At 39.8% G+C, this 17,780-nt stretch carries 16 protein-coding genes, 1 pseudogene, 1 riboswitch and 1 other annotated feature; of the genes and pseudogenes, 9 read left to right on the top strand and 8 right to left on the bottom strand.

Translation table 11 applies throughout. From position 1 onward, the window contains the following. Positions 1–59: 59 nt before the first annotated feature. Positions 60–1,249 (bottom strand): annotated as a pseudogene (locus tag NST98_RS15315) (IS110 family transposase). Positions 1,250–1,775: 526 nt separating this feature from the next. Here NST98_RS15315 and ilvA point away from each other — a divergent pair. Beyond that, a complete protein-coding gene (ilvA, locus tag NST98_RS15310; protein ID WP_340715478.1) occupies positions 1,776–3,035 on the top strand; it encodes a threonine ammonia-lyase IlvA in 1,260 nt (419 codons plus the stop codon). 171 nt (positions 3,036–3,206) lie between these two features. On the opposite strand, the gene NST98_RS15305 is transcribed toward ilvA, so the two are convergent. From NST98_RS15305 to NST98_RS15295, 3 genes are read right to left on the bottom strand one after another with little or no spacing between them, the layout of a single operon-like run. Next, positions 3,207–4,001: an ABC transporter ATP-binding protein gene (locus NST98_RS15305; protein WP_340715477.1), complete on the bottom strand. Its 795-nt coding sequence runs from the start codon at positions 3,999–4,001 to the stop codon at positions 3,207–3,209. Beyond that, on the bottom strand, positions 3,994–5,025 hold the full coding sequence (locus tag NST98_RS15300) for an ABC transporter permease (RefSeq protein WP_340715476.1): 1,032 nt from the start codon (positions 5,023–5,025) through the stop codon (positions 3,994–3,996). Before NST98_RS15300 ends, NST98_RS15305 begins: the two co-directional genes overlap by 8 nt. Before the next feature lie 34 nt (positions 5,026–5,059). After that, entirely contained in the window at positions 5,060–6,076 is a 1,017-nt protein-coding gene (locus tag NST98_RS15295) for an ABC transporter substrate-binding protein (RefSeq protein WP_340715475.1), read from the bottom strand. A gap of 372 nt (positions 6,077–6,448) precedes the next feature. After that, positions 6,449–6,492: riboswitch (PreQ1 riboswitch) on the top strand. An 8-nt stretch (positions 6,493–6,500) separates the two neighbouring features. Here NST98_RS15295 and NST98_RS15290 point away from each other — a divergent pair. Next, positions 6,501–6,989 carry a QueT transporter family protein gene (locus tag NST98_RS15290; RefSeq protein WP_340433940.1) on the top strand — a complete coding sequence of 163 codons (489 nt, stop codon included), beginning with the start codon at positions 6,501–6,503 and terminating at the stop codon, positions 6,987–6,989. A 76-nt stretch (positions 6,990–7,065) separates the two neighbouring features. Here the strand turns inward: NST98_RS15290 and NST98_RS15285 are convergent, their stop codons facing one another. After that, entirely contained in the window at positions 7,066–7,209 is a 144-nt protein-coding gene (locus NST98_RS15285; RefSeq protein ID WP_172597779.1) for a hypothetical protein, read from the bottom strand. Between the two features lie 738 nt (positions 7,210–7,947). Beyond that, positions 7,948–8,178, top strand: a binding site (T-box leader). A 95-nt stretch (positions 8,179–8,273) separates the two neighbouring features. Between NST98_RS15285 and trpD the strand changes: the two genes are divergently transcribed. From trpD to trpB (NST98_RS15255), 6 genes are read left to right on the top strand one after another with little or no spacing between them, the layout of a single operon-like run. Continuing rightward, complete coding sequence (trpD, locus tag NST98_RS15280) at positions 8,274–9,308, top strand: anthranilate phosphoribosyltransferase (protein ID WP_340715474.1); 1,035 nt, start codon at positions 8,274–8,276, stop codon at positions 9,306–9,308. Continuing rightward, positions 9,308–10,105 carry an indole-3-glycerol phosphate synthase TrpC gene (trpC, locus tag NST98_RS15275; RefSeq protein ID WP_340715473.1) on the top strand — a complete coding sequence of 266 codons (798 nt, stop codon included), beginning with the start codon at positions 9,308–9,310 and terminating at the stop codon, positions 10,103–10,105. The genes trpD and trpC overlap by 1 nt, the downstream gene beginning before the upstream one ends. Next, positions 10,102–10,713: a phosphoribosylanthranilate isomerase gene (locus tag NST98_RS15270; RefSeq protein ID WP_340715472.1), complete on the top strand. Its 612-nt coding sequence runs from the start codon at positions 10,102–10,104 to the stop codon at positions 10,711–10,713. Before trpC ends, NST98_RS15270 begins: the two co-directional genes overlap by 4 nt. A 22-nt stretch (positions 10,714–10,735) precedes the next feature. Continuing rightward, the gene (gene trpB / locus NST98_RS15265) at positions 10,736–11,923 is read left to right on the top strand and encodes a tryptophan synthase subunit beta (RefSeq protein WP_339289274.1); all 1,188 of its coding nucleotides are present in this window, start codon (positions 10,736–10,738) and stop codon (positions 11,921–11,923) included. After that, positions 11,920–12,699: a tryptophan synthase subunit alpha gene (gene trpA, locus NST98_RS15260; protein WP_340715471.1), complete on the top strand. Its 780-nt coding sequence runs from the start codon at positions 11,920–11,922 to the stop codon at positions 12,697–12,699. The genes trpB (NST98_RS15265) and trpA overlap by 4 nt, the downstream gene beginning before the upstream one ends. Positions 12,700–12,754: 55 nt before the next feature. After that, complete coding sequence (gene trpB / locus NST98_RS15255; protein WP_340715470.1) at positions 12,755–13,918, top strand: tryptophan synthase subunit beta; 1,164 nt, start codon at positions 12,755–12,757, stop codon at positions 13,916–13,918. Between the two features lie 128 nt (positions 13,919–14,046). On the opposite strand, the gene NST98_RS15250 is transcribed toward trpB (NST98_RS15255), so the two are convergent. The 3 genes from NST98_RS15250 to NST98_RS15240 all read right to left on the bottom strand — a co-directional run bounded on the left by NST98_RS15250 (position 14,047) and on the right by NST98_RS15240 (position 16,957). Beyond that, positions 14,047–15,000 carry an NAD-dependent epimerase/dehydratase family protein gene (locus NST98_RS15250; RefSeq protein ID WP_339289279.1) on the bottom strand — a complete coding sequence of 318 codons (954 nt, stop codon included), beginning with the start codon at positions 14,998–15,000 and terminating at the stop codon, positions 14,047–14,049. A 143-nt stretch (positions 15,001–15,143) separates the two neighbouring features. Next, positions 15,144–15,461, bottom strand: a complete 318-nt coding sequence (locus NST98_RS15245; RefSeq protein WP_016837326.1) for a YolD-like family protein — start codon at positions 15,459–15,461, stop codon at positions 15,144–15,146. Positions 15,462–15,658: 197 nt separating this feature from the next. Beyond that, positions 15,659–16,957, bottom strand: a complete 1,299-nt coding sequence (locus tag NST98_RS15240) for a Y-family DNA polymerase (RefSeq protein WP_339289281.1) — start codon at positions 16,955–16,957, stop codon at positions 15,659–15,661. Positions 16,958–17,087: 130 nt separating this feature from the next. Here NST98_RS15240 and NST98_RS15235 point away from each other — a divergent pair, with 130 nt between their 5' ends. Next, a complete protein-coding gene (locus tag NST98_RS15235; RefSeq protein WP_340715469.1) occupies positions 17,088–17,771 on the top strand; it encodes a hypothetical protein in 684 nt (227 codons plus the stop codon). The last annotated feature ends 9 nt before the right edge of the window (positions 17,772–17,780 follow it).

Here is a 17,780-nt window from a genome sequence, read left to right as displayed (position 1 = left end):
CTAACGATTTTTAATTTTTTCGAAAGGTCATTTATGGTATAGTGTAGTTAATCGATTATTTAACTTAAGGCAGTTTCATAATCGTATAAAATGCCATGTGTCAGTAACTGGAACGTCACTTTTAAAAATTTATTGATACAGGCGATAATCGCAACCTTATGAGGCTTTCTCTGAGGTTGTGTTTTTAATTTATAATAGTAAGGTTTATCTTTTTTCTTCATAATCATGGCACACACCATAAAATATAAAAGCTTTCGCAAGTGTTTGTTACCTCTTTTATTAATACGATCATGATACTGTGTATTCCCCGATTGATAGCGCATAATATCAATTCCCGCATAAGCATTCAATTGTTTAGCATTTTGAAAGCGACGAATATCACCCATTTCCCCAATTAATCTACAAGCAGTAGAATCACCGATACCAGGGATGGAACGTAAAACAATATACTCTTTTCGATCTTTTGATAAAGTAATCATTTATTGGACAAGTGCTTCTTTTTTTATCCTTTAATTCTGCTATTCGATTTGCGTAATCACGGACTTGTTCACATCGCACATCGGTAGATTTAATCGCTGGATTACTATTTTGAGCAGCTTCTAATAAAGCAATTGCTTTTTTCTCTGCACGTTCTAAAGAAAGGTTCTTTCTTGTATTCGCTTTTAGGCGATTCTTAATGACAGTTTTAGAGTGAGCTAAAACAAGTGTTGGGTGAGGGTATAGTTATACTATATTTAAAAATAGTGCAGAATTTGGTGTCAGTATTTTTTCTAATTCTGGAAAACTCAATTGTAAAATGGAATGCATACGATTTTTTAATAAAATCATTTCTTCATCAATAACGTGTCAATGCACGCATCTGCTCATAATAATCATCTTGGATATAGGTTGGTTCTCTCTCCATTTTAAAATGTGTTTTGGCTAATTCATGAGCATCGCTTATATCGGTTTTATGTCGACGCATCTTCGCCATTTGTAAGTTCGCTTCAAGGGGATTCATCCGACAATATGCATAACCGTAATCTTTTAAAAATGCTTCAATCGGTTTTGAATAAACACCTGTTGCTTCAAATACAATGTCTGGTGCTTGGTCATCAAGTGATGTAATATCTACTATTCGCTTATGTAATTATTCAAAATCTCTTCGTGTATGATTGATTTCACCTTCATATTTGCACTGACGATAATTATCATAGATCGTTACTGTACTCTTTCCTTTACTAACATCTAAACCAATAACATGTTTCATTCCATTACTCCTTCTTTGCCAATTCATAGAAGCCTTCACATTACCTTATCGATTCCACTTTCTTATACACGCTCTCTATGGACCCAACATACTAAACTGATTCGCATAAGGGTGTGAAGTTAGCCAGTTTTTAATACGGATTCAAAGATTCCTGAGGCTGGTCGACTTTTCTTCACTTCTACTATAAAAAATAGTAGCACAAACCTTGGCCTTGGTTTGTACTACTAATCTTAGTATGTTTTTAAATACGGCTCCTACTTATGGAAGCATGTCGATTATTCAAATAACTTTAACACTTTAACGTTTTAAATAAACAAATTTTTTTCTTTTTTTATCGATTTATACCTTGATTTTTTTAAAAGCTGTCTTTAGACTATTCTGTATATTATTTATATTTCAAAAGTTTTATGTATGAAATCATATACATATAAAGGGACTTTACAGTATGGCATTTATAAATTTCATAAAATACTGAATCTTATGTTAAAATAAATAAATGCTGGAACTAACGGAGGTTAAATTTAAAATGGAAGTTGCGGATAAAAGCTTTACTGTTGAAAACATCTTAAAAGCACAGCACCAATTAAAAGATGTAGTACTTCATACGCCATTACAAAAAAATGAATATCTGTCAGAAAAGTATGGTGCGAATATTTATTTAAAACGTGAAGATTTACAATCAGTGCGCTCCTTTAAGTTACGGGGTGCTTATTATAAAATTAAAAAAGTTGAAGATGAAGCACGTGCAAGAGGTGTTGTTTGCGCCAGCGCCGGCAATCATGCCCAAGGGGTAGCTTATTCTTGTGCTCATTTAAAGATTAAAGGAACCATTTTCATGCCGTTGACAACTCCAAAACAAAAAGTCGACCAAGTGCGCATGTTCGGTCGCGATTATGTGGAGATTGTGTTAACTGGCGATACATTTGATGATTCAGCAAATGCAGCGATGGATTATTGTTTGGAACATGAAATGATCTTTATTCATCCTTTTGATGATTATGATATTATCGCTGGACAAGGCACATTGGGCGTAGAAATTTTAAATGACATTGAAGAACCTCTTGATTTTGTATTTGGAGGTATCGGTGGCGGAGGATTAATGAGCGGAGTTGCTGCCTATATTAAAAACATTTCACCACATACAAAAGTGATTGGGGTTGAACCAGAAGGCGCTCCAAGTATGAAAGCAGCCTTTGAAAATGGCGGACCTGTCACTTTAGAAAAAATTGATAAGTTTTGCGACGGTACAGCAGTTCAATCTGTTGGGCAAAAAACTTATGAAATTTGCCGCAAATATTTAGATGATATTATTACAATACCGGAAGGAAAAGTAAGTACAACTATTCTTGACTTATATAATAAACACGCTATCATTGCAGAACCATCCGGCGCATTACCAGTATCCGCCCTTGATTTTTATGCGGATCAGCTAAAAGGAAAAACGGCCGTTGCGATTATTACAGGTGGCAATAATGATATCAGCCGTATGCAAGAGATTAAAGAAAAATCATTATTATATGAAGGTTTGCTTTACTACTTTATCGTCAACTTCCCTCAACGCGCAGGAGCATTACGCCAATTCTTAACGGTTGTTCTCGGCCCTAATGATGATATTATCCGATTTGAATATACGAAGAAAAACAATAAAGAAGAAGGTCCTGCACTAGTCGGAATTGAAGTAAGCAAGCCGGAAGATTATGAAGGCTTAATCGATCGCATGCGAGTGAATGGTTTTGAGTTTAAAGAAGTGAATAAAGACAGCACTTTATTTGGATTGTTGATTTAACAAAAAAGAAACCCGAGCGTTTAGTGTGATCAACGCCCGGGTTTTAAATTTTATTAACAGATTTTGTATTATTTTTTTCAAGTTGGAAGGATAGTATTCATTTTTATTTTGGCATTTAAAAAAAAATAAAAACCAACCCTTATAATAAAGAGTTGGCTATATCAACATTAATTACCCCAACAACGCTCGGTCAGAATTCATTTTTTCACCGCGGATGCGTTCGAATTCAGCCATTAAGTCAGGAATTGTTAAGTTTGGTTTTTGATCTTCATCTACTTCTAAAATGATTTGCCCTTTATCCATCATAATTAAACGATTGCCTAAATCGATGGCTTGTTGCATGTTGTGCGTTACCATTAACGTTGTTAAATGATTTTCTTCTACCAATTGCTTTGTTAAGTTCGTAATCAATTCTGCTCGTGATGGGTCAAGAGCTGCCGTATGCTCATCTAGTAATAGAATCGCAGGTTGCGTAAATGTTGCCATTAATAATGACAATGCCTGTCTTTCCCCACCGGATAGCAATCCTACTTTTGCATTTAAGCGATTTTCTAAATTTAAATGCAATTTTTCAAGGGATGTACGGAAGAAGTCACGTCGTTGTCGATTCACGCCTAATCGCAATGAACGATTGGCGTTTCGAGCATAAGCAATTGCAAGATTTTCCTCAATCGTCATAGATGGTGCCGTACCCGCCATCGGATCTTGGAAAACGCGCCCGATATAGTGAGAACGCTTGTATTCAGGTAAATGGGTTACGTCTTTTCCATCTATCCATACTTTTCCAACATCTGGTTTTAATACCCCAGAAATCATATTCATCATCGTTGACTTTCCCGCACCATTACTTCCGATAACCGTTACGAAATCTCCAGGTTTTAAATGAAGATTGATGTTATTCAAAGCCACCTTTTCATCTGGTGTACCTTCATTAAAAATTTTGTTAATGCCTTCTAGCTTAAGCAAGGTGATCGCCTCCTTGCTTTTCTAGTTGAGCAGCGGCTAGCTTTTCTTGCAGTCGCTTCGCCTTCCGCTTCTTATCTTTTTGCTTATCAATCATTTGCGGAACGATTAACGCTAAGATTACAATAATGGCTGTAATCAATTTCATATCACTTGCATCGAGGAATGGCACTCGCAATGCAATCGCAAGTACAATCCGATAAACAATTGCTCCAACTATTACCGCAAAAGTAGTGCGCATGATTGATTTCGTTCCAAAAATCGCTTCACCGATAATGACAGATGCTAGACCGACTGTAATCATCCCGATCCCCATTGTCGCATCGGAATATTTATTATATTGGGCGATTAAAGCCCCCGCTAACGCTACTAACCCATTCGATAATCCAACACCTAAAATAATTAAAGTGTCCGTATTCGCAGAAAAACTGCGAATCATTCGTTTGTTATCCCCCGTAGCACGAATCGCTAGACCAATCTCTGTTTTGAGGAACCAATCCACTATGAACTTAATTGCTGTTGTAAGAATTATCATGACAAAAAGTATTTCCCAAGTTTGTGGAAGATTTTTTACTCCTAAACTCGTCAAAATGTTATTGAAAAATGCATCAATCCCTAAATGTTCCCAGAAGGAATAAATTTTAGTGAAGATTGTTTCACTATTTAGTAGAGGAACGTTCGGAAGGCTCGCTGCATTTTCACTTGAGAAGCCCATAATTCGCAGGTTTACGGAATAGAGGCCAATCATCATAATGATCCCGGCAAGGAGCGGATTAATGTTTCCTTTTGTATGGAGCAAACCAGTGATACATCCTGCAATAAATCCTACGACAATCGCTGCTAACGTAGCTAATATTGGGTGATAACCTAAAACAATCATTGTTGCAGCTGTAGCCGCACCCGAAACAAAGCTACCATCTACCGTCAAGTCTGGAAAATCTAACACTCGGAATGTTAGATACACTCCGAGTGCCATTATTGCGTAGATGATTCCTTGCTCAACTGCACCGAACATTGCTGTAAACATATTGAATCATCTCTCCTAACATGTTGAAAATATTTTATTGTTGTGTTTCGACAAGCTCAGCTTCCCACTCGTCTTTCACTTCAAGACCAAGTTTCTCAATTGCATCTTTATTCATTACTAATTTCAATGTATTTGGATATTCTGCTGGAATATCTGCAGGTGTCGCTTCACCTTTTAAGATTTTTGCAGCCATTTCACCAGCTTGATATCCGATATCGTAATACTCGAAACCAAATGCCAACAATCCGCCGCGTCTTACAGAGTCAAATTCACCAACAACAAGCGGTAGTTTATTGCTATCTGCTACTTGAATAATAGATTCTAGAGCGGATACGACTGTGTTATCTGTAATGATATAAAATGCATCAACTTTTCCGATTAAAGATTCTGCAGCTTGTTTGATCTCTGAACTTTGAGATACAGTAGCACCTTCTACTTTTAAACCTAATGAATCAGCAATCTCTTTCACTTGGTTTACTTGAGCTACTGAGTTTTGTTCACCTGCGTTGTAAACCATTCCGATTGATTTAACGTCTAAAGCGTCTTTCATGAATTCTACCGTTGTTTTAATTGCTTCTGGGTGCAAGTCAATCGTACCAGTAACGTTTGCACCAGGTGATTCAATCGAATCAATTAATTGAGCTGCAACCGGATCTGTTACAGATGTAAAAACAATTGGAATTTCAGTTGTTACATTTTTAGCAGCTTGTGCAGATGGAGTCGAGTTGGCGAAAATCAAATCTACTCCTGCACTTGCTAAGTTTTGTGCAATTTGCGTATTCAAACTATTATCGTTTTGTGCAATTTGATAATCATATTCAACATTTAAACCAGCATCTTTCAATGCATCTTGGAATCCTTGATATGCAGCGTTTAAAGATGGATGTTCAACAATTTGTGTTACACCAATCTTATAATTTTTTGTTTCTGTTTCGTTTTCTGTGTTGTTTTCGCTCGATTCAGATGTATCATTACCGCCGCCGCCACAAGCAGCTAGAAGCAACATTAAACCAAAGAGCAAAAATGATAGTTTTTTCATGCTACTTTTCATACAAATATCCCCCGCTATCCTTCAAAAAATTACTAACCATTTCGAATGAAAAATTTTTTCGCTTTATTCAAATAAAGCTAGAGTTTAAAGATATATTACATTCTCATAGTTCAAGAGTCAATAACATTAGGAATGTTCTGAATTTAAGAAAATTCTTTTTATTACTTTAGTAATATTAATTTATCGCTTTAAATCGCTAAATTACGAGAATTTTGTAGAATAAATTGTTTTTTTGAAATAATGAATATTTTGTGACAAAATTGTGAACTTTATTTTGTTGTACGAAATCTTCCCATTATCATCGTTCATTTTTTCCAAAGCTAAATTTGATTTTCTTTTTGTTTATGATAGAATTATAATTTGTGTGCTTATCACACCGTGGTTCGCGAAATCCCACGATAAAAAACTAAGGAGTGAAAATTTAATGAAAACAAAATTTATGGCAATGTCCGCAATCATAGCTGCACTTTATATTGCGGTAACGTATACGCTATCATTTTTAAGTTTTGGCGATATTCAATTTCGCATCGCTGAAATCTTTAACCACCTAATAGCCTTTAACCCTCGCTATATGCTAGGTGTTGTATTAGGCGTATTTATATCAAACTTATTTTCACCTCTAGGCTGGTTTGATTTAGTCTTCGGAGTAGCCCACTCCGTTATTTGCTTAACGATTCTTATCATCGTTAGCAAATATGTGAAAAACATCGCCTATCGTATGTTGATTAACTCATTTGTCTTCACATTCATGATGTGGATTATCGCTTTAGAATTAAAGTTAGCGTTAGAGCTTCCCTTCTGGCTTTCGTGGTTAACTACAGCCATTGGTGAAGCGGTTGTTTTACTTATCGGTATTCCAATTATGCAATTGCTAGATAAACGATTACATTTCAAAAATTTAATCGATCAATAATAATCGAGTAGGAGGGAGCGATTAACTCCCGTCCTCTCACACCACCGTACGTACGGTTCCGTATACGGCGGTTCAATTAAGATGATTGACGCAAGTCTTTATAACTTCCGTGAATAGCTGTTCTCTTTATGCCAGTGGTCACTCCACCCTCCAAGAGGTCTCCCACGGGATTCACCGCTTCCTTCCTCAAGTGAGGTACTACGTTTTCTGTGTTCATCATGACTCACTGAATGCCAAGGGCTATTCTCTCTTAATTGTTCGGTCCTTCTTAGTAGTTCTAAACCAACTAATACTATGACCTCTGCTGACTTCTGACGGTTCAGCTACTTATCACTAAGTAGGTTATGAAGCGTACTTCACATATCCGCCAGACCTCCCCGGGTAAGAATGTAATCTTTCCTTCCATCTATCTGCTTCATTTACTCTGTACCACCTTTGGCAGAAAGGACTTTGTTTTGTTTAGCAAACTCATCCAATGATACCTAGCCTTATATGAAGTTCGTGTTCCTCAGACCGGAAGTTTGCCGCTCGCTTCCTTCAGATTCCGCGTCACCACGGACACCCTTGCGTTAAGCTAACTGTTACTTCTGCCTTCACAGTTCGGGACTTACACCCTATAGATTACACCCATGCCAGGCGCACTAAAACTAGTAGCACAGACTAATGTACAGTCTGTGCTACTTTTTTATACTAGGATTAAAAACGAACGAACTCTTTTGGATTTGCTTGATTTTTACAATCAGCAATTATTTTTTGAATTTAGCAATTTATCGATTCGAAAATACTTATTTATTCGAATAACATTTTCCTTCCCAAATTTACCGAAAATTATTGACATTCATATAATTTCAGAATAAAATATAATGAAATCAAACGTGGCGGAGAAAGGTTGTGGAAGCACAATCACCGCACCGGTAGCTTAGTTGAGTAGAGTCTGAGTTTAGTTGAGAATAGCCGAGCAAAATTGATGAGTAAGGAAAAGTAGCGAAATGTGTAATGCGATAGAGAGCTAGTGGTTGGTGGAAACTAGTGCATTCCTTTTCGTGAATGGGCCTTACGAGAGCAACTGCGCAAGTGGTTGACGTCTTTCCCGCGTTATTGGGAAGTGTTCACGACAGTGAGCACACCGAGGTGGAAGTCATAACTGCTTCAATAGAGGTGGCAACGCGGCAGCAAGGTCGTCCTCTGCAAATGGGTTTTCATGCCCTTTTGCAGAGGTTTTTTTTATTTCTCCCACCGGCTATTCTATCTAAACTTCAAATTTTAAATTTGGAGGATGATAGAATGAACATTCAAGCTTATATCAAACGAGTTCAACAGAAGGAAAACTTATCTTATGACGATATGATGCAAGCGGTAGAAAACATCTTTAACGAGGAAACACCAAAAGAAGCAATTGCTGAATTTTTAGTAGCACTTCATGAAAAAGGTGAAACAGCAGAGGAAATTGCCGCCCTTTCCATCGTGATGAAATCCAATGCCATTCATTTCCCTGTTCCAAAAGATACTTATATCGATATTTGCGGTACTGGGGGCGACGGTCTGAAAACTTTCAACATCAGTACAACTTCTGCCTTTGTGTTAGCTAGTAGTGGTGTCAAAGTTGCAAAACACGGCAATCGGAAAATTTCTAGTTCTTCTGGAAGTTCCGATGTCCTACAAGCACTAGGTATTCATACAGATTTTACTGTCCATGAGTCCGTACAGTTATTGGAACAAGAAGGAATCACTTTTCTATATGCCCCGGCCGTTCATCCAAAACTGAAACGCATCGGTGAAGTTCGACGAGCAATTGGTAAGCCAACCATTTTCAACTTAGTTGGCCCCTTAACAAATCCTGTTGACTTAGAGGTTCAACTAGTCGGCATTAATCGTCCAGATTTCGTGGAGGAATATGCAAAAGTATTAAGTATTTTAGGGAGAAAGCGAGCTATCGTTATTTCAGGATCACAAGGCATGGATGAAGCTTCTCTCGACCACCGAAACCGTTCTGCCCTGTTGGAAAATGGCGAAATTAAACCTTTCACCATCAACATTGAAGAACTGGGTATACAACCTGCATCGATATCACACCTCCGTGGTGGTACACCGGAAGAAAATGCTGAAATATTAAAAGAATTATTGAAAGGAAAACGCTCGCCATACTATGATGCAGTCGTTTTAAATTCAGCTCTCGCTTTCTTCGCATACGGCATTGCCGAAACATTGAAAGAAGGTGTTTCCATGGCTCGTGATGCCATCGAATCCGGTCGTGCTTATAAGAAACTAGAAGCAGTGATTGAATTTAGCCAAAACACAATAAAGGAGCAAGCACTTTAATGACGATTTTAGATATGATAATTGAACATAAAAAAGCGATTCTTCCAAAATTGAAAGAATCAAAGCCCCAATGGGACATTCCTTTAAAAAAACGGCCATCATTGTACGATGCATTACGAAAATCTAACACTCTTCAAATTATTGCAGAAATGAAGCGAGCCTCCCCTTCTAAAGGCATCATTAATGAGGACGCTGACCCAGTACAACAAGCAAAACGATATGCACAAGCTGGTGCAGCATGCATCTCTGTTTTAACGGAAGAAAAGTTTTTCAAAGGATCTTTTGAAGACTTGGCCAGCATTGCAAATCATGTGGATACTCCAATTTTAAATAAAGATTTCATCATCGATAAAGTGCAAATCGATTATGCACTCCATGCAGGTGCATCCGTTATTTTGCTGATTGTCGCTGCTTTAGATGACGAAACTTTATCGGAATTATATGAGTACGCAACAGGTTTAGGATTAGAGGTACTTGTTGAAGTACACAACGAAGAAGAATTGGAGCGCGCCCTTCGCCTTCAACCAAAATTGATTGGTGTCAATAACAGAGATTTGAAAACATTCCACGTCAACTTAGCTCAAACTGAAAAGTTGGCAGAAACAATCAATCGCGTTGAAGGTATAGCCTTCATCAGTGAAAGCGGCATTTTTGAAACAGTGGATGCCGAACGTGTTGCTAAAGCGGGAGCCCGTGGAATTCTTGTCGGCGAATCGTTGATGAGAAGCGGCAATGTGGAAGAGACATTAAAATCTTTCCAAATAAATCTTCCTCCCTTTAAGGATGTAGAGCGATGACAAAAGTGAAAATTTGCGGATTAAAAGAAAAAGTTCACGTGCATTGTGCAGTTGCTGCAGGAGCGAATTTTTTAGGCTTTGTGTTTGCGCCAAGCAAAAGACAAATTTCCATCAAAAAGGCCTGTGAACTTGCACAAATAGTACCGAAACATGTGAAAAAAGTTGGTGTATTTGTCAATCCGACAGAAGATGAAGTGAAAGAAGCTTTTGAAAAAGTACCACTCGATTTCATTCAATATCACGGCAATGAAGACCCAACTTTTATCGAAAAACTAGGACTCCCTTCTATCAAAGCTTTTTCCATCCGCGAGCTTAGCGATGTTGAAAAAGCTAGCAAGTACAACGTAGATTACTATTTATTCGATGCTCCCGGAACAGATTTCGCTGGCGGGAGTGGTAAATCATTTGATTGGTCTTTACTTGATCAACTTTCCATCCCTAAAGAGAAAGTAATACTTGCAGGAGGACTGAATGCTTTGAACGTGCAGCAGGCGATTGCAGCGGTACAACCTTTCGCTGTAGATGTTTCAAGCGGCGTTGAGCAAGATGGAAAGAAAAATTGTGAGCTGATTCAATCATTCATCCAAGCAGCAACAACTTTACAATAAACGGTTAAAGGAGCTAAATGACATGACGAAAGTAAAAGGCAAGTTCGGTCGTTTTGGCGGTCAATTTGTTCCGGAAACATTAATGACAGCCTTACTGGAACTTGAAGAAGCTTATGAACAATATAAACATGATGAGTCTTTCCAACAGGAACTTCACTACTATTTAAAAGACTACGTTGGCAGAGAAACGCCCCTTTACTTTGCAGAACGACTTACTGAGCATTGTGGCGGCGCAAAAATTTATTTAAAACGAGAAGATTTAAACCATACAGGAGCCCACAAAATTAACAACGCTCTCGGCCAGGCATTGCTTGCAAAACGGATGGGCAAAACAAAAATTGTTGCCGAAACTGGAGCTGGTCAACATGGTGTCGCAACTGCAACTGCCTGCGCCCTACTCAACATGGAATGCATCGTCTTCATGGGAGCAGAAGATGTAAAGCGTCAAGCATTGAACGTATTCCGCATGGAACTATTAGGTACAAAAGTGGTGGCTGTCGATAAAGGATCCAGAACATTAAAAGATGCGGTCAACGAAGCGTTGCGTTACTGGGTGACAAATGTCGAAACAACCCACTACATTTTAGGCTCTGCCATGGGGCCACACCCCTTCCCTACAATTGTCCGTGACTTCCAGCGGATCATTGGCGATGAAACGAAAAAACAAATTATCGAAAAGGAAAACCGACTGCCTGATGCTGTTGTTGCTTGCATCGGAGGTGGCAGCAACTCCATTGGTATGTTCTATCCTTTCGTTGAAAATCAAGAGGTTGCTCTATACGGTGTGGAAGCTGCCGGAAAAGGCTTTGAAACTGGAAAACATGCAGCTGCTATTAACGGTGGAAAAACGGGTGTATTGCATGGCGCTTATATGTACTTATTGCAAGATGATGACGGATTTGTACAAGAAGCTCACTCCATTTCCGCAGGGCTTGACTATCCGGGAGTCGGCCCAGAACATTGCTATTTGTATGAAACTGGCCGCGCCCAATATGTCATGGCAACTGATGAAGAAGCGCTTGCGGCGGTTAAACTTCTTTGCCAAACAGAAGGGATTCTCCCTGCTTTAGAGAGCGCCCATGCCGTTTATTATGCTACTGAACTTGCAAAAACAATGAACCAAGATCAGATTATCGTCGTTTGTTTATCCGGCCGTGGAGATAAAGACGTTCATACAATTTTTGATGCCCTTGGAGGTGACTTATCATGAGCCAATTAACTGAAGCAATTGTAGGAGCAACTCGCCTAGGCCATAAAGCTTTTATTCCTTACATAATGGCTGGCGATGGCGGGCTTGATACGTTGAAACCGACGATTTTGAAATTGCAACAACTAGGCGTCACTGCGATTGAAGTGGGCATCCCCTTCACCGACCCTGTAGCGGATGGACCGACGATTGAAGAGGCTGCTGTAAGAGCATTAGCAAAGGGCACAACATTACGAAAAGTACTTGAAACTCTTGCCTCTTTCGCAGATGAAATTACCGTTCCATTAGTGGCAATGACCTATTTAAACCCGATTTTAGCCTACGGAATCGATGCATTTGCAAAAGATGCTTATGAGGCAGGGATTCGCGGCGTCATTATTCCAGATATGCCACTAGAAGAAAGTACTATCGTTCACCCTTCACTTAAGGCATATGGCGTTGACTTAGTTCAGCTTGTTTCATTGACAAGTACACCAGAGCGAATTGAAAAGCTTACAAAAGCAAGCGAAGGATTTATTTATGCGGTGACAGTTAATGGAATCACTGGTGCTCGCTCCACTTTTGAAGGCGACTTAGAGAGCCATTTTAAAAAAATTCAAAGCTATACAGATACACCTGTTTTAGCAGGGTTCGGCATTTCCACCCCAGAACAGGTTATACAATTCGGCACCTTTACAAGCGGTGTTATTGTCGGCAGTAAAATCGTTGACAGTTTAACAAAAGATGATTGGGATACAATTGAAAGTCTTGTGAAAGCTTCGAAGATACAGATTTTGTGAACATATTGACTGTTTTTGTGACAAAATCAACACTTTGAAAAAGGAGTTGTAAATCTTGAGCAAAACTTTAATTAAAAATGGTTACTATGGAGATTTTGGTGGCAGCTTTGTTCCAGATGAGGTACAAAAAGTGCTCGACCGAATTGCAGAAGAATTTGGGAAAGTTAAAGACGACCCAGCTTTCAATGAAGAACTAAACTATTACTTAAAAGAATATGCTGGCCGCGAAACTCCCCTTTACTTTGCTAAAAATTTAACGGAAAAATTGGGCGGAGCAAAAATTTATTTAAAACGGGAAGATTTAAACCATACGGGCTCCCATAAATTAAACAATGTGCTTGGCCAAATTTTGCTTGCCAAACGTATGGGAGCTAAAAGAATCATCGCTGAAACGGGAGCTGGACAACACGGAGTTGCCACTGCGACAGCTGCTGCGATGTTCGGAATGGAATGCACGATTTACATGGGCGCAAAGGACACGAAGCGCCAAGCTTTAAATGTGTTCCGCATGGAGCTTCTCGGTGCTCAAGTAGTTGCGGTGGATAAAGGAAACGGCTTATTAAAAGAAGCGGTAGATGAAGCCTTCCTTGATTTAGTTAATAACTATGAAAATACTTTCTATTTGCTAGGTTCAGCAGTAGGCCCTACTCCATATCCTGAAATTGTAGAACATTTCCAATCCGTGATTAGCCGTGAAAGCCGCGCTCAACATTTAGAAAGAGAAGGCAAACTTCCAACAGCTATTATCGCTGCTGTCGGTGGGGGCAGCAATGCAGCTGGTGCTTTCTCCCATTATATTAATGATGAAAATGTGCGCTTAATCGGTGTGGAACCTGCAGGCGCTGCAACCCTTACGAAAGGTTCTCCTGGCATCCTTCACGGCTTCAAAAGCTATGTCCTTCAAGATGAAGAAGGCAACTTGCTCGATACAAATTCCATCGCTGCCGGTTTAGATTATCAAGGGGTTGGACCACTACACGCCTACTTGCATGAAACAGGCCGCGGCGAGTATGTTGCGGTCACAAACGAAGAAGTATTAGAAGCATTCCAAACGTTATCCAAAACGGAAGGTATTATTCCAGCTCTTGAAAGCTCTCACGCCGTTGCCTATGCTCTGAAATTGGCACCTACTTTATCAGCTGAAGATAGCATTATCGTTAATATTTCTGGCCGTGGTGATAAAGATGTACAACAAGTATTTGAATTGCTGAAAAAATAAGGGGCTGTTCGAATTCGAACTCCCCTTTTCTTATGCAATTTTTTCGTTAAGAGAAGTCGCAAAGTTTCGGAACTTCCAACTCTCCTTTTTCTTTACGTATCATATATAAATAAAATCCCTTTTACATGTTATAGTGTCGTTTTGCTTTTAATGCCTCCACCGATTTTATCAAGCATATCGATTGTCATTGTCGTTAAATCATAAGTTGCCTTGAATCCCCAGTCAGCAATCGCTCGGGAAGAATCGATGGAATTTGGCCAACTTTCCGCAATACTTTGCCGCACCGGATCGACGTCATATTTAATTTCAAAATGAGGAATATGTTTTTTGATTTCCGCTGCAATCTCTGATGGATCAAAGCTCATTGCGGAGATATTATAGGCATTGCGAACAGTTAGTTTGGCAGGATCTGCTTCCATTAAATCCACAATCGCATTCAATGCATCAGGCATATACATCATATCCATATATGTTCCTTCTGCAATATAAGAAGTATAACTTCCCTCATTTACCGCTTTATGATAAATTTCCACCGCATAATCCGTCGTTCCTCCTCCAGGTGGTGTTCCTGGTGAAATTAAACCTGGGAATCGAAGACCTCTTACATCAACACCGTAGCGTAAGTGATAATAATCGCATAGCAATTCTCCTGCTACTTTATTCACGCCATACATGGTCGTCGGCCGTTGCAATGTTTCTTGTGGTGTATCGATTTTCGGAGTAGTTGGTCCAAAGACTGCAATAGAACTCGGATTAAACAATTGCATGTTTAATTCTTTTGAAACCTCTAACGCATTTAATAAACCGCCCATATTTAATTCCCATGCAAGGATTGGTTTAATTTCTGCCGTTGCGGAAAGCAATGCTGCCAAATGAATCATCGTATCTGCATTAAATCTTTTCGCCACTTCGTACATTTTTAATGCATCGAGCACATCCAACACTTCAAAGGGACCGTCATGATTTTTGTCTTCTCGAATATCCGTTGCTAGTACATTATCTTTTCCGTATTCAAATCTGAGTTTTCTCACCAATTCCGAACCAATCTGTCCAAGCGCACCTGTTACAAGAATTCTTTTCATCTTGCCCCTCCTCTGGTGAATTACAGGCTTAAAAGCGACATTCTCACGATTCGCGAACAATATAAATTATGTTGTAAACTATTTATATGCCAGTGCTTTTTGTTGGGCTATTCTTTTGACTAGAGGAAGGGATTTTTCTATTTTTATTCCATAATCGTAATGCCATAGATCGATTCAAAGGAGAAGGTGCGGCCATCTTCGAATGTACAGCCATGTTCAGCATGGAGCTTGGCAATCTTCCCTGTCGCTTTGAAGATGCGCCCCTTGTGCCAAATTTTTAATTCGACTTCATAGCGATTGGTGAAGGCAATGAGCAGCTGTTCGTTTAAATCTTGCAATGCCCCTTCATCAAGAGTTGGTTTTTCTTCATATTTATCTTTTTCTCTCCATTCCCGGAGTACTTTCACATGTTCCGGAAGCATCATGGCATTCCATTTAATATTTCCACGATCTCGAATCACTTTCTCACCCCTTTTACACTCCATTTGTTGCAGGTCGTTGGAGGTGTGTTTGGGCATAGCAAGTTTCTTCCTTTTGTCTTCGTTCGAAGAGATAATCCGCCTCTTGCTAGGGAACATACCTCTACAATTTGTTATATTCGCCGAGGAGTTAATCCGCCGTCTTCTCAGACATACACACAACAAGCCGCGTCCTCCTTCTATTTCTTATGTCCACCAAGAAGTTGAGCTCTCTCAAGGGCCGTTCCTGCTTCTGTATAAGAAACCGCACGAAGCACAGCAGTGGGCCCTATTTTAGAGCGCAAAGTATCCATTACCGCGCCAAGTTTTCGCCTTTTCCATTTTTGCTGGTCAAAAAAACTTAATTGCATGGAGCGTTCCGTTTCAAGTTTAGAGAGACTGATAGCAAGTTGTCTTACAGGGCGTTCGGCATAAAACTCATCAAGCAATTCTTTGCATACTTCATAAATTTTCATCGTATCATTCGTTGGTTCATCGATTGTTCGGGAGCGATAAAATCCTCCTCCAAAGGCATCTTTGCTGTAATTCACACCAAGAGAAACCGTTCTTCCTACTTGATACGCTTCCCTTGCTCGCCGCGCCACATCTTCACACATTTCTAAAATGACGGTAAGAATTTCGCTGCGTGTGCGATAATCCCGCATAAGCACTTGCCCTTTGCCGAAGCTAATTTGCCCTTCTGCAAGTGGCGCACCAAGAGGGGATAAGTCAATTCCCCAAGCGTGATAGTACAATTGATTTCCTAAAATACCGAAGCGCTTTTCCAGCAGTTGTAAATCGGTTTGCGCTAAATCTCCTACTTTGAAAATGCCCATATTATTTAACGTTCGTTCCGTGCGGCGGCCAATTCCCCACATTTCAGAAAGGGGTGCCACAGGCCATAATTTTTTCGGAACATCTTCATACGTCCATTGAGCAAATTCTGTTTTCTTCGCCTCTAAATCAAGAGCTAGTTTTGCCATGAGCATATTCGGCCCCATCCCTACCGCACTCGGAATTTGAAACTGGCTATATATTCTTTCTTGAATGTATTTGGCAGTTTTTTCAGGTGGCCCCCAAAGTTTTTCCGTGCCTGTTAAATCAACAAAACTTTCATCAATGCTATATACATGAATCGCTTCTTTCGGTACGAATTGGTTAATTAAATTCGTAATCTCCATCGACATTTGCACGAAAAATTCCATTTTCGGTTCGAACAATTTAATGTCTGGATGTTTGGGTATTTCATAAAGCCGAGAGCCGGTTTTGATGCCAAAACGCTTCTTCATCGGTGGTGATGCAGCAAGCACGATACTGCCCTTTTGCTCAAAATTGCCCACCACCGCTATCGGCACTTCCATTGGATTTAAATTGTGAAGCATCGCCATGCAACTAGCATAAAAGCAACGCATATCAATGCAAATGATCGAACGGTTTGGGAGATGTTGATATAATTCTTCTGGGCTAAAGTTCGTGTAGTTGAATGTATTTATGCGCATACTTAGCCACCTCCCTATTTTATTATAAGAAGGGAACGTTTGTTCTATAACTCATTTTAAAACGAGACCATTGAGACGACAAGTGGGATTATGTGGAAATAGAAGGATAAGGTTGGGGATTGGATTGAGGATGTTACCTTCACAAGCGGACATGCTATTTAGACAAGTTGAGGGGTTATCTGCACAAGGGAACATTTTATCTGAACAAGTTGCCACGCTATCTGAACAAGCGGACGTGTTATCCGAACAAGTTGCCGCGCTATTCGAACAAGAGGACACCCTATTCGCACAAGTTGCCACGCTATCTGAACAAGAGGACGTGTTATCCGAACAAGTTGCCACGCTATCTGAACAAGCGGACACCCTATTCGCACAAGTTGCCACGCTATCTGAACAAGTGGACGTGTTATCCGAACAAGTTGCCGCGCTATCTGAACAAGCGGACACCCTATTCGCACAAGTTGCCACGCTATCTGAACAAGCGGACGTGTTATCCGAACAAGTTGCCGCGCTATCTGAACAAGAGGACGTGTTATCCGAACAAGTTGCCGCGCTATCTGAACAAGCGGACACCCTATTCGCACAAGTTGCCGCGCTATTCGAACAAGTGACACGCTATCCGAACAAGAGGACGTGTTATCCGCACAAGTTGCCACGCTATTCGAACAAGTGGACACCCTATTCGCACAAGTTGCCACGCTATCTGAACAAGCGGACACCCTATTCGCACAAGTTGCCGCGCTATCTGAACAAGCGGACGTGTTATCCGAACAAGTTGCCACGCTATCTGAACAAGAGGACACCCTATTCCTAAAGGCAGACA

It is taken from the genome of Ureibacillus sp. FSL W8-0352 (assembly GCF_038004345.1).
Classification (GTDB): domain Bacteria; phylum Bacillota; class Bacilli; order Bacillales_A; family Planococcaceae; genus Ureibacillus; species Ureibacillus thermosphaericus.
This window is presented reverse-complemented; position numbering and strand designations above follow the sequence as displayed.